Source organism: Enterobacter sp. JUb54 (assembly GCF_014298075.1).
GTDB classification, from domain to species: Bacteria; Pseudomonadota; Gammaproteobacteria; order Enterobacterales; family Enterobacteriaceae; genus Klebsiella; species Klebsiella lignicola.
The window spans coordinates 1,943,389-1,961,124 of the sequence record NZ_CP060418.1 but is presented as its reverse complement, the minus strand read 5'-3'; the positions used below and the strand labels follow the sequence as shown (position 1 = coordinate 1,961,124).

The 17,736-nt window shown below is 56.4% G+C and carries 17 protein-coding genes; 7 read left to right on the top strand and 10 right to left on the bottom strand.

What is annotated here, in order from left to right; translation table 11 throughout:
- Nucleotides 1–144 precede the first annotated feature (144 nt).
- Genes lolC through cobB form a run of 5 tightly spaced genes read left to right on the top strand, consistent with a single transcriptional unit; the run spans nt 145 to nt 5,079 of the window.
- The gene (gene lolC, locus HF679_RS09040) at nt 145–1,344 is read left to right on the top strand and encodes a lipoprotein-releasing ABC transporter permease subunit LolC (protein WP_123753843.1); all 1,200 of its coding nucleotides are present in this window, start codon (nt 145–147) and stop codon (nt 1,342–1,344) included.
- Nucleotides 1,337–2,038 carry a lipoprotein-releasing ABC transporter ATP-binding protein LolD gene (gene lolD / locus HF679_RS09035; protein ID WP_123753844.1) on the top strand — a complete coding sequence of 234 codons (702 nt, stop codon included), beginning with the start codon at nt 1,337–1,339 and terminating at the stop codon, nt 2,036–2,038. Before lolC ends, lolD begins: the two co-directional genes overlap by 8 nt.
- A complete protein-coding gene (gene lolE / locus HF679_RS09030) occupies nt 2,038–3,282 on the top strand; it encodes a lipoprotein-releasing ABC transporter permease subunit LolE (RefSeq protein WP_187042894.1) in 1,245 nt (414 codons plus the stop codon). The genes lolD and lolE overlap by 1 nt, the downstream gene beginning before the upstream one ends.
- A gap of 46 nt (nt 3,283–3,328) precedes the next feature.
- Entirely contained in the window at nt 3,329–4,240 is a 912-nt protein-coding gene (gene nagK, locus HF679_RS09025) for an N-acetylglucosamine kinase (protein ID WP_187042893.1), read from the top strand.
- 14 nt (nt 4,241–4,254) lie between these two features.
- Nucleotides 4,255–5,079 carry a Sir2 family NAD+-dependent deacetylase gene (gene cobB / locus HF679_RS09020; protein WP_123753847.1) on the top strand — a complete coding sequence of 275 codons (825 nt, stop codon included), beginning with the start codon at nt 4,255–4,257 and terminating at the stop codon, nt 5,077–5,079.
- Between the two features lie 81 nt (nt 5,080–5,160).
- On the opposite strand, the gene HF679_RS09015 is transcribed toward cobB, so the two are convergent.
- The 3 genes from HF679_RS09015 to HF679_RS09005 all read right to left on the bottom strand — a co-directional run bounded on the left by HF679_RS09015 (nt 5,161) and on the right by HF679_RS09005 (nt 6,935).
- Nucleotides 5,161–5,463 carry a pentapeptide MXKDX repeat protein gene (locus HF679_RS09015; RefSeq protein ID WP_123753848.1) on the bottom strand — a complete coding sequence of 101 codons (303 nt, stop codon included), beginning with the start codon at nt 5,461–5,463 and terminating at the stop codon, nt 5,161–5,163.
- 61 nt (nt 5,464–5,524) lie between these two features.
- On the bottom strand, nt 5,525–6,313 hold the full coding sequence (locus HF679_RS09010) for a molybdopterin-dependent oxidoreductase (protein ID WP_154143629.1): 789 nt from the start codon (nt 6,311–6,313) through the stop codon (nt 5,525–5,527).
- Between the two features lie 10 nt (nt 6,314–6,323).
- Nucleotides 6,324–6,935 carry a cytochrome b/b6 domain-containing protein gene (locus HF679_RS09005; protein ID WP_187042892.1) on the bottom strand — a complete coding sequence of 204 codons (612 nt, stop codon included), beginning with the start codon at nt 6,933–6,935 and terminating at the stop codon, nt 6,324–6,326.
- 313 nt (nt 6,936–7,248) lie between these two features.
- Between HF679_RS09005 and HF679_RS09000 the strand changes: the two genes are divergently transcribed.
- Nucleotides 7,249–8,877 carry a long-chain fatty acid--CoA ligase gene (locus HF679_RS09000; protein WP_187042891.1) on the top strand — a complete coding sequence of 543 codons (1,629 nt, stop codon included), beginning with the start codon at nt 7,249–7,251 and terminating at the stop codon, nt 8,875–8,877.
- A 47-nt stretch (nt 8,878–8,924) separates the two neighbouring features.
- Here the strand turns inward: HF679_RS09000 and potD are convergent, their stop codons facing one another.
- From potD to potA, 4 genes are read right to left on the bottom strand one after another with little or no spacing between them, the layout of a single operon-like run.
- Complete coding sequence (gene potD, locus HF679_RS08995; RefSeq protein ID WP_123753852.1) at nt 8,925–9,959, bottom strand: spermidine/putrescine ABC transporter substrate-binding protein PotD; 1,035 nt, start codon at nt 9,957–9,959, stop codon at nt 8,925–8,927.
- Entirely contained in the window at nt 9,956–10,747 is a 792-nt protein-coding gene (gene potC / locus HF679_RS08990; protein ID WP_123753853.1) for a spermidine/putrescine ABC transporter permease PotC, read from the bottom strand. The genes potD and potC overlap by 4 nt, the downstream gene beginning before the upstream one ends.
- Nucleotides 10,744–11,601: a spermidine/putrescine ABC transporter permease PotB gene (gene potB / locus HF679_RS08985; RefSeq protein ID WP_123753854.1), complete on the bottom strand. Its 858-nt coding sequence runs from the start codon at nt 11,599–11,601 to the stop codon at nt 10,744–10,746. The genes potC and potB overlap by 4 nt, the downstream gene beginning before the upstream one ends.
- Nucleotides 11,585–12,703: a spermidine/putrescine ABC transporter ATP-binding protein PotA gene (gene potA, locus HF679_RS08980; RefSeq protein ID WP_123753855.1), complete on the bottom strand. Its 1,119-nt coding sequence runs from the start codon at nt 12,701–12,703 to the stop codon at nt 11,585–11,587. The genes potB and potA overlap by 17 nt, the downstream gene beginning before the upstream one ends.
- 275 nt (nt 12,704–12,978) lie before the next feature.
- Between potA and pepT the strand changes: the two genes are divergently transcribed.
- Nucleotides 12,979–14,208, top strand: a complete 1,230-nt coding sequence (pepT, locus tag HF679_RS08975) for a peptidase T (RefSeq protein ID WP_123753856.1) — start codon at nt 12,979–12,981, stop codon at nt 14,206–14,208.
- A gap of 114 nt (nt 14,209–14,322) precedes the next feature.
- Here the strand turns inward: pepT and HF679_RS08970 are convergent, their stop codons facing one another.
- The 3 genes from HF679_RS08970 to phoP form a co-directional block, all read right to left on the bottom strand.
- Entirely contained in the window at nt 14,323–15,444 is a 1,122-nt protein-coding gene (locus tag HF679_RS08970) for a cupin domain-containing protein (protein ID WP_187042890.1), read from the bottom strand.
- 122 nt (nt 15,445–15,566) lie between these two features.
- A complete protein-coding gene (gene phoQ / locus HF679_RS08965; RefSeq protein ID WP_187042889.1) occupies nt 15,567–17,033 on the bottom strand; it encodes a two-component system sensor histidine kinase PhoQ in 1,467 nt (488 codons plus the stop codon).
- Entirely contained in the window at nt 17,030–17,704 is a 675-nt protein-coding gene (gene phoP, locus HF679_RS08960; RefSeq protein ID WP_123753859.1) for a two-component system response regulator PhoP, read from the bottom strand. Before phoP ends, phoQ begins: the two co-directional genes overlap by 4 nt.
- Nucleotides 17,705–17,736: the final 32 nt, after the last annotated feature.

Below are 17,736 nucleotides of genomic sequence, written 5' to 3'. Positions count from 1 at the left end.
ATAAGCGCGGAGGAATCAAATATCCAGTTGATTTTTCATTGTTTTTTCTTCTCTCTGCGACAAAAACTTACCGTTTCAGTGATTTACGCGTTGGGTGATGACATATATACTCGTGCATCGGCTATCAGCAACCAGATGGATTACATGTACCAACCTGCCGCACTTTTTATTGGCCTGCGCTACATGCGCGGCCGTGCAGCCGACCGCTTCGGTCGTTTCGTCTCCTGGCTATCCACCATCGGCATCACGCTCGGTGTGATGGCGCTGGTCACCGTGCTATCGGTTATGAACGGCTTTGAGCGCGAGCTGCAGAACAACATCCTGGGGCTGATGCCGCAGGCCATCCTCAGCGCCCAACAGGGCTCGGTGAATCCTCAGCAACTGCCGGAAAGCGCTGTCAAATTACAGGGCGTAACCCGCGTGGCGCCGATCACCACCGGCGATGTGGTGCTGCAAAGCGCCCGCAGCGTCGCGGTGGGCGTGATGCTGGGCATCGACCCGGCACAAAAAGATCCGCTCACCCCGTTCCTCGTTAACGTCAAGCAAAGCGATCTCACCGCCGGGAAATATAACGTGATCCTCGGCGAACAGCTGGCGGGCCAGCTCGGGGTGAATCGCGGCGATCAGATCCGCGTGATGGTGCCTTCTGCCAGCCAGTTTACGCCAATGGGGCGGGTGCCCAGCCAGCGGCTGTTTAACGTCATCGGAACCTTCGCCGCCAATAGCGAAGTGGATGGCTACCAGATGCTGACCAATATCGACGATGCCTCGCGCCTGATGCGCTATCCACTGGGGAATATTACCGGCTGGCGCCTGTGGCTCAGCCAGCCGCTGCAGGTCGATACCCTCAGTCAGCAGACGCTGCCGCAGGGAACCAAGTGGCAGGACTGGCGCGAGCGTAAAGGCGAGCTGTTCCAGGCCGTGCGCATGGAAAAAAACATGATGGGGCTGCTGCTGAGCCTGATCGTTGCCGTGGCGGCGTTTAACATCATCACTTCTTTAGGGATGATGGTGATGGAGAAACAAAGCGAAGTGGCGATCCTGCAAACGCTGGGGCTCACGCCGCGGCAGATCATGGTGGTCTTTATGGTCCAGGGCGCCAGCGCCGGGATCGTCGGCGCGCTGCTGGGAGCGATCCTCGGCGTGCTGCTTGCCAGTCAGTTAAATAATTTAATGCCGGTGATCGGCGCGTTCCTGGATGGCGCGGCGCTGCCGGTGGCTATCGAACCGTTACAGGTCACGATTATCGCCCTGGTCGCCATGGTGCTGGCATTGTTGTCTACGTTGTATCCTTCCTGGCGCGCTGCCGCCACTCAACCCGCTGAGGCTTTACGTTATGAATAATATCCTGCTGCAATGCGACAATCTGTGCAAACGCTATCAGGAAGGCAACGTGCAAACGGACGTATTGCACAATGTCAGCTTCAGCATTAATGAAGGGGAGATGATGGCGATTGTCGGGACTTCGGGCTCCGGCAAAAGTACCTTGCTGCATCTGCTCGGCGGGCTGGACACGCCAACCTCCGGCGACGTGGTGTTCTCCGGGCAGTCGATGAGCCAGCTTTCAGCCGCCGCCCGTGCCGACCTGCGTAACCGCGAGCTGGGCTTTATCTACCAGTTCCACCATCTGTTACCTGATTTCACCGCCCTCGAAAACGTGGCGATGCCGCTGCTGATCGGCAAACAGAAGGCTTCGGATATCGAGCGCCAGGCAAAAGCGATGCTGCACGCGGTAGGGCTCGAACACCGTAGCCACCACCGCCCGTCTGAGCTTTCCGGCGGCGAACGTCAGCGCGTGGCCATCGCCCGTGCGCTGGTGAACAAACCGCGTCTGGTGCTGGCGGATGAACCGACCGGTAACCTCGATGCGCGCAATGCTGACAGTATTTTCCAGCTGCTGGGAGAACTGAACGTTGCCCAGCGCACTGCGTTCCTGGTGGTGACCCACGATCTGCAACTGGCACAGCGTATGAACCGCCAGCTGGAGATGCGCGACGGGCGCCTGAACGCGGAACTGACCCTGATGGGGGCCAGGTAATGACTGCTCCGTTATCGTTATTGATTGCCCTGCGTTTTAGCCGCGGTCGGCGACGTGGCGGCATGGTGTCGCTGATTTCGGTGATTTCGACCATCGGCATTGCTCTCGGGGTGGCGGTATTAATCGTCGGCCTCAGCGCGATGAACGGCTTTGAACGTGAGCTGAATAACCGCATTCTGGCGGTGGTGCCTCATGGCGAAATTGAGCCGGTCAAACAGCCCTGGACCAACTGGAACGAAGCGCTGGCGAAAGTTGAGAAGGTGAAGGGCATCGTGGCCGCCGCCCCTTACATCAACTTTACCGGGCTGGTGGAGAGCGGCAGCAACATGCGCGCGATCCAGGTGAAGGGCGTTGATCCACAACAGGAGAGCCGCCTGAGTTCGCTGCCGCAATATATCCAGAATAACGCCTGGGCCAGCTTTAAAGCCGGCGAGCAGCAGGTGATTCTGGGCAAAGGGGTTGCGGATGCGCTGCACGTGAAGCAGGGCGACTGGGTGTCGATTATGATCCCCAATTCCGACTCCGAACATCAGCTCCTGCAACCTAAACGCGTCCGCTTGCATGTGACCGGGATTTTGCAGTTAAGCGGTCAGCTCGATCACAGTTTTGCGATGATCCCGATGAGCGATGCCCAACAGTACCTGGATATGGGTAGCAGCGTCACCGGGATTGCGATTAAAGTCACCGATGTCTTCCACGCCAATACGCTGGTGCGTGACGCGGGGGAAGTGACCAACAGCTACGTTTACATCAAGAGCTGGATCGGGACGTACGGCTATATGTATCGTGATATTCAGATGATCCGCGCCATTATGTACCTTGCGATGGTGCTGGTGATCGGCGTGGCCTGCTTTAACATCGTCTCGACCCTGGTGATGGCGGTGAAAGATAAAAGCAGCGATATTGCGGTCCTGCGCACGTTGGGGGCCAAAGACGGCCTGATCCGCGCCATCTTTGTCTGGTATGGTTTACTTGCCGGTTCGGTCGGGAGCCTGATTGGGGTGGCGATCGGCGTGGTTGGCGCGCTGAAGCTGACATCGGTGATTAACGGGATCGAATATCTGATTGGGCACAAATTCCTGTCCGGCGACATCTATTTTATTGACTTCCTGCCGTCTGAACTGCACTGGCTGGACGTCGTTTACGTGCTGGTGACGGCACTGTTGCTGAGTTTGCTGGCCAGCTGGTATCCCGCCCGCCGCGCCAGCCGCATTGACCCGGCGAGGGTGCTGAGTGGCCAGTAATTTATCGTCATAACCGGCTTTGCTGGTTAACAAGAGGAATTGCTGAATGTACTACGGATTTGACATTGGCGGCAGCAAGATAGCACTGGGTGTCTTCGATCAAGAGCGGCGACTGCGTTGGGAAAAGCGCGTTGCCACACCAAAAACAGGTTATGAGGATTTTCAGCAGGCGGTGGAGTCGCTGGTACGTGAAGCGGACAGCCGTTTTGACTGTGAGGGAACGGTGGGCATTGGTATTCCGGGAATGCCGGAAACGGCGGACGGCACGCTGTACGCCGCCAACGTTCCCGCCGCCAGCGGCCAGCCGCTTCGTGCCGACCTCAGCGCTCGTCTCGGGCGCGAGGTTCGTCTGGACAACGACGCTAACTGTTTTGCCCTCTCAGAAGCCTGGGACGACGAGTTCACGCAATATCCGCTGGTGATGGGGCTGATCCTCGGCACCGGCGTTGGCGGTGGACTGGTACTCAACGGTAAATCGATTACCGGACATAGTTATATCACCGGCGAATTTGGCCATATCCGCCTGCCGGTTGATGCCCTCGAGGTGGTGGGGCGTGATTTCCCGCTCACCCGCTGCGGCTGCGGCCAACTGGGCTGCATTGAAAATTATCTTTCCGGCCGCGGTTTCGCCTGGCTGTATGAACACTTTTATCAACACGCCTTAACTTCCCCCGAGATCGTCGCCCAGTGGCAACAGGGCGAGGCGCGGGCGCGTGAGCACGTCGAGCGCTATCTTGACCTGCTGGCGGTCTGTCTGGGGAATATTTTAACCATTGTCGACCCGGATTTGCTGGTGCTTGGCGGTGGGTTGTCTAACTTTACAGCAATAAGCGAAGGGCTGGCGCAGCGCCTGCCGCGTCATTTACTGCCGGTTGCCAGGGTGCCGCGAATTGAACGCGCGCGTCATGGCGATGCTGGGGGTATGCGCGGTGCGGCCTTCCTTCATTTGACTCGTTAACCACAGGGGTAGCTATGTTGTCGCGCCGCTTACACCGATTGAGCCGTTTTCGCCGTAACAAACGTCGCTTGCGTGAACGTCTGCGCCAGCGGATTTTCTTTAAAGAGGATAAGACGGCGGTGGATACAATGGATAAACCTAAGGTTGTGGTGCTGACCGGCGCTGGGATTTCGGCGGAGTCCGGTATAAAAACCTTCCGTGCTGCCGATGGCTTGTGGGAAGAGCACCGGGTTGAAGATGTGGCGACGCCGGAAGGTTTCGCCCGTGACCCCGCGCTGGTGCAGGCGTTTTACAACGCCCGTCGCCGACAACTGCAAGGCCCCGATATTGTTCCAAATGCGGCGCATCAGGCGTTGGCGAAACTGGAATCGGCGTTGGGCGACAACTTCCTGCTGGTGACGCAGAACATTGATAACCTGCACGAACGCGCCGGGAATCAGCGGGTGATCCACATGCATGGTGAGTTACTCAAAGTCCGCTGTTCGTGGAGCGGGCAGGTGCTGGAGTGGACCGGGGACGTCACCGCAGAGGACAAGTGCCACTGCTGTCAGTTCCCGGCGCCGCTGCGCCCGCACGTGGTCTGGTTTGGCGAGATGCCGCTGGGGATGGATGACATCTACAGCGCGCTGGCCGATGCCGATATCTTTATTGCCATCGGCACCTCCGGGCATGTCTATCCGGCGGCCGGTTTCGTCCACGAAGCCCGTCTGCAGGGAGCGCATACGGTGGAGCTAAACCTTGAACCGAGCCAGGTGGGCAGCGAATTTGCTGAAAAACACTACGGGCTGGCGAGTGAAGTGGTTCCGGCATTTATTGAGCAACTGCTAAAGGATCTGTAAGCGCCGGGGCCTTACCCGATAATAAAAAGCGATTGCCTGGGTGGGCAATCGCTTTGATCCTGGCGTCGGGCGTGACGAGAATTAGTGACTCATGGCGTCTTTGGCCATTTTGTCTTTCGACATTGAATCTTTGGCCATACCGTCTTTGCTCATCGTGTCTTTATGCATGCTGTCCTTCGACATGCCATCTTTCTTCATCCCGTCTTTGGCCATGCCGTCCTTCGACATACACTCTTTTTTCATGCTGTCTTTGGTACAGTCATGGGACATTTTGCCCATACTGTCTTTCGCCATATTGTCCTTGGCCATATTGTCAGCCGCGTTGGCGCCGGCCATTCCAAACAGCAAAGCAGAGCACATCAGCAGGGTATTGAGCTTTTTCATTTCGTCATTCCTTCATGAGTGTATACGTTCTGGATCAATCACAGATGATGACCACAGTGAATTAGCTACCGCCGAACCAGTTATAGCCCTGGTCCTCCCAGTAACCGCCGGGGTAGCGATTGGTGATTTCAATAGCCAAAATATGTTTGGGGTTTTTATAGCCCAGCTTGGTAGGGATCCTTATCTTCATCGGGAAGCCATATTTGCGAGGCAAAATCTGACCGTCGTAGGTTAATGCCATCAGGGTCTGCGGGTGGAGGGCGGTTGCCATATCAATACTGGTGTAGTAATCATCCGCGCAGCGGAAGCTGACGTAGCTGGCATTCAGGTCCGCCCCGATCGTTTTGAGAAACAGGGCAAAGGGTACGCCGCCCCATTTACCAATGGCACTCCATCCTTCCACACAAATATGCCGCGTAACCTGGCTGACCTGCGCCATGTTATGCAGTTCGGCAAGGCTCCAGGCACGTTTATCGCTCACGCGCCCGGTGACTTCCAGACGATAATCGCTGCCATCGATCGTCGGCGCCTGATCCTCGCTATAAAACGCATTAAACGGGAAGGGGCGCGTTATCATGCTTTCGGGATATACCGGCGCGAGATCATCAGGGTTAAATAACCATTGTTGAACACGATCGTTAAATCGGGAAATACGGCTCAGGGTATTTTCGACCGAACTGTTATTACTGATGTCGCATCCGGTCAACATCATTAAACCGCCGAGGGTTAAGCCCTGTTTTAAAAAACGACGACGGCCTTCGGCAGACAGTTGTTTATTTATTTCCCGACTGGCGTCCTGGATAATGATGTTCTTATCGGCAGTCGGCAGTGATTTATCACGTTGGCTCATCAGAGACCTCTTATCGTCCACGGAGCATGGCGAGTAATGTTTTCGGTACTAACAGCACCATGATCAGATGAATCACCACAAAACCCACTAGCGCCGACATTGCCAGAAAATGGATAACGCGGGCGTTGTCATAACCGCCAAGTAATTCTCTCAGCAGGGGAAACTGCACCGATTTCCAGATAACCAGGCCAGATAGCGTCAGAATAATGCTATCGACCATCACGAACAGATAAGCCAGTTTCTGGACGTGGTTATATTGTCCGGCATGGTCATGGGCCAGCTTACCGCGCAGGGCCGAAAGTAAATCCTGCACCAGGCCTCGCGGCGACAGCGGCCAGAACTGGCGTGTTAATCGCCCGCTGCTGATATTCAGTGCCAAATACGCCAGGCCGTTCAACGCAAATAGCCACATAGCGAAGAAATGCCATTGTAATGCCCCGCCAAGCCAGCCGCCGAGGGTAATAATATCCGGAATGTCGAAAGCAAATAGTGGCGATGCGTTATAAATACGCCAGCCGCTGGTGACCATTATTAATATCGCGAGGGCATTCACCCAGTGACATATTCTTAACCATAAAGGATGAATGGTCGCGGGCTTAACCTGAAACGTTGGCGTGTTCATTGTTATATTCCCGGTCAGTGCGTTAAAAACAGTGTGGCTCAAAAGTGGTCCCCGATGTATCACAAAACCTTAAATTAATTGTGATAATTCCCGCCGGAAACTTATCCGCTGTCTGACCGGTTTCACCCGACCGGTTGCCAGTCGTAAGCTGTTGTAAAAAACCAGCTTCCATCACATTCCCCAGCGCCAGAGGGCAATTGTTGTGCGTCAACGCTAAATTTTGCACATCTCTTTTGGTCGGTTCTGCGGGTTGTTGCCAGATTTAGTGGTAGCCCAACACACAACATAATCAGCCAGTCGCGGAGTATCATTCATGCATCCATCGATGATGTATCAGGATTTAACGACCCGAGCGCTACTCGAACATGCCGCGCGCTATCACACCGATACCGGTATTGTCTCGGTCGGGACGTTAGCAGGACGGGAGTACAGCAGCTGGGGGCAGGTAGCGGAGAGTGCGCGGCGTCTGGCCAGTGCCATGCAGCGCCTGGGGATAACGCAAGGTGCCCGCTGCGGCACGCTGGCGTGGAATAATCGCCGGCATCTGGAAATCTATTTTGGCGTCAGCGCCGGCGGGTGGGTGACGCACACTATCAACCCGCGTCTGTCCGTTGAGCATCTGGTGTTTATCATCAATGATGCTGCCGACGAGGTCCTGTTTTTCGACTATACCTTCCTGCCGCTGATCGCCGCGCTGCGTCCACACTTACCGACGGTGAAACATTTTGTTGTGCTGGAACCGCGCAACGAGGCGGCGCTTGCCACCGTGGACTCGCTGCTGTTCTTTGATGACCTGCTCGCCGAGGCGGACCCACAGTATCGCTGGCCCGATCTCAGCGAGCAGTCGCCCGCCTCGCTGTGCTACACCTCGGGAACGACGGGAAAGCCGAAAGGGGTGCTGAACACCCATCGTTCGCTGGTGCTGCATGCCCTCAGCGGCAATCAGCCAGATGCCGCCGGTATTTCGGCGCAGGATTCGCTGTTGCCGGTGGTGCCGATGTTCCACGTCAATGCCTGGGGAACGCCGTTTATCGCCGCCATGGTGGGGGCGCGACTGGTGCTGCCGGGGCCGAATCTTGATGGCGAAAGCCTGCTGCGGTTGCTGAGTGAAGAGCAGGTCAGCGTGGCGTTCGGCGTCCCGGTGATCTGGGCCGGCCTGCTGGCGGCGCTGCGCAAATCGGAGATTCGCTTGCCGCATTTTAAACGCTCTTTTGTTGGCGGCTCGGCTTTGCCGCCGTCGATGATTGAGGTGTTCCGCCGCGATTATGATATTGAGTTGATCCACGCCTGGGGCATGACGGAAACCTCGCCGATCGGCACGATCAACACGCCGTTAAGCAAACACAAGGCGTTGCCTCAGGCGGCGCAGGATAAGCTGGGTCACGGCCAGGGGCGGGCGATCTTTGGCATCGAGCTGCGGGTGGTGGATGTGGACGGCCAACCGCTGCCCGACGACGGTGAGACTCAGGGATATTTGCAGGTGCGCGGCCACTGGGTGGTCGCCAGTTATTATGGCCGCCCGGAGAGCGCCATGACCCCGGACGGCTGGTTCGATACCGGCGATATTGGCACGCTCAATCAAAATGGCTATCTGGTGATTCAGGATCGGGCGAAAGATATTATTAAGTCCGGCGGCGAGTGGATCTCCACGGTAGAGCTGGAGAACATTGCCATCGCTCACCCGGCGATTCGCAGCGCGGCGGCGATTGCGGCGCAGCATCCACGTTGGGATGAGCGGCCGGTAGTGCTGTGCGTCAGGGAGGAGGGCAGCGAGATCGAAGAGCATGAGCTGTTGGCCTGGTATCAGCAGCGAATACCGAAATGGCAGCTTCCGGACCGGATTCTGTTTATTGACAGCCTGCCGGTGAGCGCCACCGGTAAGGTACTGAAGAATCAGCTGCGGGCCGAGTTCGGTCAGATTCTGATGGGCGACGAAGCATAAATAAAAACGCCCCGGCGTTCAGGCCGGGGCGGCGTTGCGGCGGCGGATTAACGGCCCGCTTTCAGCTTCTGGTAATACTCTTCATACAGCGTGCTGGCGCTGCCGACATCATTCTGCCATTCGCCTTTGGCGATGGTTTCGGCATCTGGATACAGCGATTTGTCGTTGGCGACTTCCGGGCTCAGCATCTTGCGCGCCGCCAGGTTAGGCGTCGGGTAGCCGATGGTCTCCGCGACCTGTTTAGCCACTTCCGGGCGCAGCAGGAAGTTGATCAGCTTCAGCGCGCCGTCGACGTTTTTCGCATTGGCCGGAATAGCCAGGCTATCCATCCAGAAGATCCCGCCTTCTTTCGGCCAGACCACTTCCAGCGGCGTGCCGGCCTGACGAGCCACCCAGGCTGAGCCGTTCCACACCATCCCGAGATTCACTTCGCCTTCCATGTACGGGTTGGCCGGGTTATCGGAGTTGAACGCCGCGACGTTAGGCATCAGCTTTTTCAGCTCCTGGTAGGCCGCTTCAATCTCTTTCGGGTCGGTGGTGTTGCCGGAATAGCCCAGTTTGCGCAGGGCAATCTGGAACACTTCACGCGCATCATCGGTCAGCAGCAGGCTGCTTTTGTAATCCGGCTTCCACAGGTCGGCCCAGCTGGTGACGGTTTTCGGGTCGATGGCATCGCTGTTGACGCCAATAGCGGTGGCGCCCCAGATGTAGGGAATCGAGTAATCGTTGCCTGGGTCGAACGGTTTATTGAGCATTTCAGGGTCGAGATTGCCGAAGTTGCTCAGCTTGCTCTTGTCGATCTTCTGCAGCATGCCCTCTTTACGCATCTTATCGACGAAGTAGGTGGACGGAACCACCAGGTCGTAAGCGCCGTCTTTGTAGGTTTTGAGCTTGGCGTACATGGTTTCATTCGACTCGTAGGTCGAATAGATAACCTTGATCCCGGTCTCTTTGGTGAACTGCTCCAGCAGTCCCGGCGGCACGTATTCGGTCCAGTTGTAGAAGTAGAGCGTTTTGCTGTCATCGGCGTGCGCAGCACCCATTCCGAGCACCAGCGCCGCGGCGGCGAGCATTTTTTTCATTTCGATGTCCCCTGAGATTTCGTTTTATCACGAGCAACAATCTGGCTGGCAACGACCATAACCAGAGAAAGCAGTAACAGAATGGTCGCCAGCGCGTTCACCTCCGGTGAGACGCCCACTTTGACCATTGAGTAAATCTTAAGCGGCAGAATTTCATACCCCGGCCCGGTAACGAACGAAGAGACCACTACGTCATCCATCGACAGCGTAAAGCTGAGCAGCCAGCCCGCCGCCACCGCCGGCATCGCCAGCGGCAGAATGATTTTGCGCAGGATCGTCAGCTCACTGGCGCCGAGATCTTTCGCCGCTTCCAGCATCCGCACGTCAAAGCCTTTGAGGCGCGAATAGACCGTCACCACTACGAAAGGCAGGCAGAAGGTGATGTGCGAGAACAGCAGCGACCAGAAGCCAAGTTGAATGCCGATCAGCATAAACAGCACCAGCAGCGAGATCGCCATGACAATATCCGGCGACATCATCACCACAAACAGCATCCCGCTGACGAACGGCTTGCCGCGAAAGCGATAGCGATACAGCGCCACGGCGGTCAATGAGCCGATAAGCGTCGCAAAAGTCGCCGACAGCACCGCCATGGTCAGCGAATGCTGGGCCGCCTGCAACAGGCTATCGTTGTTCATCAGCAGGCCATACCATTTGCTGGTGAAGCCCTGCCAGTTGATGCCGAAACGCGAACTGTTAAACGAATTGACGATCAGAATAATGATCGGAATATAAAGATAAGCATAGATGGCGGTCATAAAGCCGCCGCGCAGCAGTCGACCGATCATTCGAGTTCCACCTTCTTATTCAACAGGCTTGCTGCCCGCCAGTAAACCAGCAGCATCAGGCCCATCACCAGGGTCAGCGTAATGCTGGTGGCGGCGCCAAACGGCCAGTCGCGAATATTCAGGAACTGGCTCTTAATGACGTTACCGATCAGCAGGTTCTTCGCGCCCCCCATCAGGTCTGAGACGTAGAACAGCCCCATTGCCGGCAGCATCACCAGCAGGCAGCCGGCAATAATGCCCGGCATGGTCAGCGGAATGATAATGCGGATAAAGGTTTGCAGCTTGCTGGCGCCGAGATCTTTCGCCGCTTCCAGCAGCGGGCGATCCAGCTTCTCAATGCTGGAGTAGAGCGGCATCACCATAAACGGCAGCAGAATGTAGACCAGGCCGATGATAACCGCCGACGGGGTGTACATGATGCGCAGCGGCGTATCGATGACCCCCAGCCACAGCAGGAACTCGTTGAGATAGCCTTTGGTACTGAGGAAGATTTTCAGCCCGTAGATGCGGATCAGTGAGTTGGTCCAGAACGGCACAATCAGCAGAAACAGCAGCAGCGGACGCACTTTCTCCGGCAGCCGGGCCAGAAACCAGGCGAAGGGATAGCCCAGCGCCAGGCAGGCCAGCGTCGCCAGCAGCGCCATATTCAGCGAGTGCAGCAGCACATCGTAATAGAGCGGATCCAGCAGGCGCGTATAGTTATCCAGCGTAAAGACCATTTTGACGAAACTGGCGTCGTCGCGGGTCAGGAAGCTGGTGGCGATGATCATCAGGTTGGGCAGGAAGACAAACAGCACCAGCCAGCCGACGATCGTGGCGATCACCACATTCTGGAATTTACTGGTGTTCTTCATCGGCCAGCACAACCTCCCAGCTCTCTACCCAGTTAATGGCCATTTTTTGGTCCAGCGGGTGGTCAAAATCGGGGTCGTCTTCATTAAAGAATTCGCTGACCATCACCATTTTGCCGTTTTCCAGTTCGACAACCGATTCCAGGGTCATCCCTTTGTAGTTGCGCTCGCGGATATAGCCGATCAAACCGTCGGCGTCGTTGCTGTGGTGAACTTCATCGACCCGCAGGTCTTCCGGTCGCAGCAGGACGTTGAGCCGCTGGCCCTTCTCGACGGGGAAATTGACGTAGATGTTGCATTCCCGGCCTTCGACGCTGGCGCGCACACGCTGCGCGTCAAGGCGTTCAATGACCGTGGCGTTGAAGAGGTTGATTTCGCCGATGAAGCTGGCGACGAACAGGTTTTTCGGTTCTTCGTAAATTTCACGCGGCGTGCCGTCCTGTTCTATCTTCCCGTCGCGCATGACCACGATGCGGTCGGACATGGTCAATGCCTCTTCCTGATCGTGGGTGACAAACACGAAGGTGATACCGAGCTTACGCTGGAGCGCTTTCAGCTCGTTTTGCATCTGCTTGCGCAGTTTGTAATCCAACGCCGACAGTGACTCATCGAGCAGCAACAGCCGCGGTTTATTGACGACGGCCCGGGCGATGGCGACACGCTGCTGCTGGCCGCCGGAGAGCTGATGGGGTTTACGTTGGGCAAACTCTTCGAGCTGCACCATCCGCAGCGCCTCGATGACGCGAGGGGGGATGTCTGCCGCCGGCGTTTTCTGCATACGCAGACCAAAGGCGACGTTTTCGAAGACGCTCATGTGGGGAAACAGGGCGTAGCTTTGAAAGACGGTATTGACGTGGCGGTCTTCCGCCGGAACATGGGTGATATCCTGGTCTTCGAGGTGAATTCGCCCGGTGTCGACATTTTCTAACCCGGCGATAAGACGAAGAACGGTGGTTTTACCGCAGCCAGAGGGGCCAAGCAGGGTGAGAAATTCACCATTGTTGATGGTCAGGTTGAGATCGGCGATGACCATTTTTCCATCAAAGCTTTTGCCAATTCCCGCCAGCTGCACCAGCGGAGAAAGCGAACGCGGTTGTATATTCAATTTTTGACTCTGTCCCGTGTAGACGCAACGAAATACGGGTCGTTGCGGGGTTTGTGGTTAACCACCTTTGGCGCTGCACATGATTATTTAAGGGCCAACATTCTACGGCAAACGTTAACGATAGCCAAACCTTGTCGCATACAGAAGCATGACCTTTACAACTTTACGCCGGTTAAGGTATTAAATTCTTATTTGCCGGGTTAAAAATGACCTGACGCAATATTTGTCTTTTCGGGCTTATGAATAATGTTGTCACAAAAGAAGAGGGTGGCTACATGGATAAATTGCTTGAGCGTTTCTTACAATACGTTTCTCTGGACACACAGTCGAAGCCTGGCGTGCGTCAGGTACCAAGCACGGAAGGGCAGTGGAAGCTGTTACGCCTGCTACAAAAGCAGCTGGAAGAGATGGGGCTGGCCAACGTAACGCTGAGTGACAAAGGGACGGTAATGGGAACGCTTCCGGCAAACGTCGCCGGCGATATTCCAGCCATCGGCTTTATTTCTCACGTTGATACGGCACCTGATTTCAGCGGCAAGAATGTGAACCCGCAGATTGTCGAAAACTACCGCGGCGGCGACATCGCGCTGGGGATTGGCGATGAAGTGCTGTCGCCGGTGATGTTCCCGGTGCTGCATCAGCTGCTGGGGCATACGTTGATTACCACCGACGGCAAAACATTACTTGGCGCCGACGATAAAGCTGGTATCGCCGAAATTATGACTGCTTTGGCTACGCTAAAGGCCAAACAGATCCCCCACGGTGATATCCGCGTGGCCTTTACGCCGGACGAAGAGGTGGGCAAAGGGGCGAAGCATTTTGACGTTGCGGCCTTTGATGCCCGCTGGGCCTATACCGTTGACGGCGGCGGCGTGGGCGAGCTGGAGTGTGAAAACTTCAATGCGGCGTCGGTGACCATCAAGATTGTCGGCAACAATGTCCATCCGGGGACCGCAAAAGGGGTGATGGTGAATGCGCTGTCGCTGGCGGCCCGCATCCATGCTGAAGTCCCGGCCGATGAGGCACCCGAAACCACCGAAGGTTATGAAGGGTTTTACCACCTGGCGAATATCAAAGGCACGGTTGACCGCGCGGAGATGCATTACATCATCCGTGATTTTGACCGCAAGCAGTTTGAAGCCCGCAAACGCAAGATGATGGAAATTGCCAAAAAGGTCGGCAAAGGGCTGCACCCGGATTGCTATATTGAGCTGGTGATTGAGGACAGCTACTACAATATGCATGAAAAAGTGATAGCCCATCCGCATGTGGTTGAAATTGCTCGTCAGGCGATGGTGGATTGCGATATTGAACCGCAGATGAAGCCGATTCGCGGCGGTACCGACGGCGCCCAGCTGTCGTTTATGGGGTTACCTTGCCCGAACCTGTTCACCGGTGGCTACAACTACCACGGTAAGCATGAGTTCGTGACCCTGGAGGGCATGGAGAAAGCGGTGCAGGTGATTGTTCGTATTGCCGAGCTAACGGCAAAACGCGGCGCCTGATCTTCGCAGAATCCCGGAAAGCATTGCGCTTATCCGGGCGACCCGCTACTTATCCCCGTCTGTAGCCCGGCCAGGGCGCAACGTGCCGTCAGCCGGGACGGGGATAGCGTAGATTTAGTCTTCGAAGAACCAGTATCCGCTGTTGACCAGCGCGGCCAGCATGGCGAGGAACGACGGGTCTTCCAGCGCATCGCCAAAATGCTGGGCATGCAATGACAGATGCGTCGCCAGGGCGTCCAGCGCCGGGCGGTGCGGAGAGTTGATTTTCTCGCCGTTGACGAAGACCTCGCCATCAATGCGCAGCACCCGCAGCCCGCCGAGACGTACCAGACGATCGCCTTGCTGCAGCGCGTCGTAAATCTCATCCGGCTGATACGGTGGCTCTGCAGGGGCGACGTCCAGTTCATGACGCGACTGGGTAATAAACTCGCCAAACCACTGTTTGAAATGTTCTGGCTGGTTGATCAGATCCAGCATCATGTCCCGCAAACGATCCAGCTCTGACGGCAGAATATCCGCAGGATGATCGCGCGCCGGCACGTCCGGGTCGGCGTAACGCTGGCTGCCCAGTTCACGCTGCAGAATATAATCGGCAAAACCGCTGAACAGCTCACGGGCGTTAGGCGAGCGATAGCCCACGGAATAGTTGAGCGAGTTTTCCAGCGAATAGCCTTCGTGCGGGAATCCTGGCGGGATATAGAGAATATCGCCCGGCTCCATCTCTTCATCGATGATGGCGTCGAAGGGATCGACCTGCAGCAGGTCCGGATGCGGGCAGTGCTGCTTCATCGGCACCTTCTCGCCCACGCGCCAGCGACGACGCCCGGTTCCCTGGATGATAAACACATCGTACTGATCGAGGTGCGGGCCTACGCCACCGCCGGGTACGGAGAACGAGATCATCAGATCGTCGATTCGCCAGTCGGGCAGGGCGCGGAACGGATGCATCAGCGCAGCCGTAGGTTCATGCCAGTTGTTTACCGCCTGAACCAGCAGCGACCAGTTGTTTTCGCTCAGGTGATCGTAGCTTTCGAAGGGACCATGGCTGACCTGCCATTTTCCATCCTGATGGCTGACCAGGCGGCTGTCGACTTCGCTTTCCATCGCCAGACCGGCCAGCTCGTCCGGGCTAATCGGATCGATGAAATTGGCAAACCCGCGTTTCAGTAGCACCGGGCGCTTTTGCCAGTAGCGTTCGATAAAGTCAGGCCAGTTAAGCGTTAATTGATAATCCATTTTATTTATTCCACAGCAGGTGTTTGTTTGGGATTATACACGCCATCCTTCAAACTGCCTCTTTGTTGACGGCGATTGTCCTGCGCAGTCACAGAGTTCAGTAACCTCAGCTGCACAGCGGGTCAACTTTGGCTATCGTCCGGCAGCTGGCGACCAAAAATCACTTCCATGCAGGCACCGCCGAGCAGGCTCTCACTGGCAATAATCTCACCGTTGTACTGCAGGACAATATCACGGGCCACGGAGAGTCCGACCCCTTGTCCTGGCCGCAGCGTATCGGCGCGCTGGCCCCTGTCAAACACGCTGTCCCGCAGGCTCATCGGGATGCCGGGGCCGTCATCTTCCACCAGAATATGCAGATGATGGTCGTTGGTCTGACGCACGGACACCTCGACAAACTCCAGACAATATTTACAGGCGTTATCCAGCACGTTGCCCATCACTTCCATAAAGTCATTCTGTTCGCCGACGAAGCTGGTTTCCGGCGAGATATCGAGGGTGATATTAACCCCTTTACGCTGATAAACCTTATTGAGGGCCGATGTCAGCTTGTCGAGCAGCGGGGCCACCGGGTGCAGTTCACGGCTCAGGAGCGTACTGTCGCTGCGCATGCTGGCGCGGTGGAGATAGTAACCAATTTGCTGCGAGATACGGCTGATCTGCTCGAGCATCACCGGCTCTGCCTCTGTGACATCGAGCTTCTGGCTGCGCAGAGAGCGTAGCGTGCTTTGCAGCACCGCCAACGGCGTTTTCAGGCTGTGGGTGAGGTCGGTTAAGGTGGTGCGATATTTGTCATAACGGTCGCGCTCGCTTTTCAGCAAGCGGTTAAGGTTGCTGACCAGGCGGGTCAGTTCGCGGGTGGTGTTCGGGTTGAGCATCTCGCGGTGGTGCTCTTCGAGTTCTCGCACCTCTTTTGCCAGCGACTCAATCGGCCGCAGGCTCCACCAGGCGGCTACCCACAGCAGCGGGATCACCAGCAGCAGGTTGGCGACCAGCACGTAGATAAACCAGCTCCACACCATGTAGGAACGCTTCAGTTCGACCGGGATGGTATCGACCACCACGATACTCAACTGCGGCATCTTATCGGTCGCCGGATAGATATTGATCGCCACCGAGTGGGTCATTTCTGAATCGTCGTCCTGCTGGCGCAGCTCATCCAGCTGCTCCTGGACTTCCTGATTGTTACGCAGCAACTTGCTGCTGCTGTCGACGTCGGATTCGATTTCGTGGAAGCCGTTGCTTTTGAGCCATTCGGGCTGAATACGTTTGGCCAGCCACCCGACATCGCGCTGCATCCACAGCAGGTTGCCTTTGACGTCATAAATTAAGGTGACCGTCGGGCTCTGCATATTGAGATTTTCGGGGATATCAACATCGATGCGGCCGTCTTCCCACTTGGCCAGCATATAGAACAGGTTGCTTTCCCCGCGCAGCAGACGGAAGGTGGTTTTATCGAAGCTGACGCTGTAGCCCACCAGCGCGACCATACCGTAAGCCAGTGAGAGCACCAGCACCACGGCAGCTGTCGCCAGTAAAAAGCGAACGCGTAAAGACAGCGGCAAAATATGCCGTAGCGGGCCTTTCATCCGCGGAGTTCGAATAAATAACCCTGGCCGCGTACCGTCGTAATTACATCATTCGGGTGTTGCGCCTGGATTTTTTTCCGCAGTCGTCCCATCAGGACATCGATGGTGTGGCTTTCGCGCAGCTCGGCGTCGGGATAGAGCTGGAGCATCAGGGAATCTTTACTGACCACTTTTCCGCGGTTGCGGATCAGGGTTTCCATGATGGTGTATTCAAACGCGGTCAGTTTGATCGGCTGGTCGTTAATCGACAGTTCGCGACGTGACAGATCGACCTGGAAAGGCGGCAGAGAGATGACCTGCGATGCCAGGCCGCTGTTACGGCGCAGCAGCGCCTGCATGCGCGCGGCAACTTCTTCAATGTGGAATGGCTTGGTGACGTAATCATCCGCCCCGGCGCTCAGCACTTCGACCTTATCCTGCCAGCCTTCGCGGGCGGTGAGCACTAGCACCGGCACCGACACATCATGGCTCCGCCAGCGGCGAATCAGGGACAGACCGTCTTCATCCGGCAGACCAAGGTCGACGATGGCGATATCCGGCACATGTTCACCGAGATAATAGTCTGCTTCTTTTGCATCTTCCGCGGCATCTACCTGGTGTCCCAGCTCCTGCAGCTGAACTTTCAGGTGATGGCGCAGCAGAGCGTTGTCCTCAACCACGAGTACGCGCATGCCAGTTCTCCCTTTCATTTTTGATTTGAATA

Coding starts and splice junctions, on each gene's coding strand:
- HF679_RS09015 (WP_123753848.1), bottom strand. CDS start 5,463: ATGAAAAAGCTCAATACCCTGCTGATGTGCTCTGCTTTGCTGTTTGGA.
- potB (WP_123753854.1), bottom strand. CDS start 11,601: ATGAAGAACACCAGTAAATTCCAGAATGTGGTGATCGCCACGATCGTC.
- pepT (WP_123753856.1), top strand. CDS start 12,979: ATGGATAAATTGCTTGAGCGTTTCTTACAATACGTTTCTCTGGACACA.
- phoQ (WP_187042889.1), bottom strand. CDS start 17,033: ATGAAAGGCCCGCTACGGCATATTTTGCCGCTGTCTTTACGCGTTCGC.
- potC (WP_123753853.1), bottom strand. CDS start 10,747: ATGATCGGTCGACTGCTGCGCGGCGGCTTTATGACCGCCATCTATGCT.
- lolC (WP_123753843.1), top strand. CDS start 145: ATGTACCAACCTGCCGCACTTTTTATTGGCCTGCGCTACATGCGCGGC.
- nagK (WP_187042893.1), top strand. CDS start 3,329: ATGTACTACGGATTTGACATTGGCGGCAGCAAGATAGCACTGGGTGTC.
- lolD (WP_123753844.1), top strand. CDS start 1,337: ATGAATAATATCCTGCTGCAATGCGACAATCTGTGCAAACGCTATCAG.
- potD (WP_123753852.1), bottom strand. CDS start 9,959: ATGAAAAAAATGCTCGCCGCCGCGGCGCTGGTGCTCGGAATGGGTGCT.
- HF679_RS08970 (WP_187042890.1), bottom strand. CDS start 15,444: ATGGATTATCAATTAACGCTTAACTGGCCTGACTTTATCGAACGCTAC.
- cobB (WP_123753847.1), top strand. CDS start 4,255: ATGTTGTCGCGCCGCTTACACCGATTGAGCCGTTTTCGCCGTAACAAA.
- HF679_RS09005 (WP_187042892.1), bottom strand. CDS start 6,935: ATGAACACGCCAACGTTTCAGGTTAAGCCCGCGACCATTCATCCTTTA.
- phoP (WP_123753859.1), bottom strand. CDS start 17,704: ATGCGCGTACTCGTGGTTGAGGACAACGCTCTGCTGCGCCATCACCTG.
- HF679_RS09010 (WP_154143629.1), bottom strand. CDS start 6,313: ATGAGCCAACGTGATAAATCACTGCCGACTGCCGATAAGAACATCATT.
- HF679_RS09000 (WP_187042891.1), top strand. CDS start 7,249: ATGCATCCATCGATGATGTATCAGGATTTAACGACCCGAGCGCTACTC.
- lolE (WP_187042894.1), top strand. CDS start 2,038: ATGACTGCTCCGTTATCGTTATTGATTGCCCTGCGTTTTAGCCGCGGT.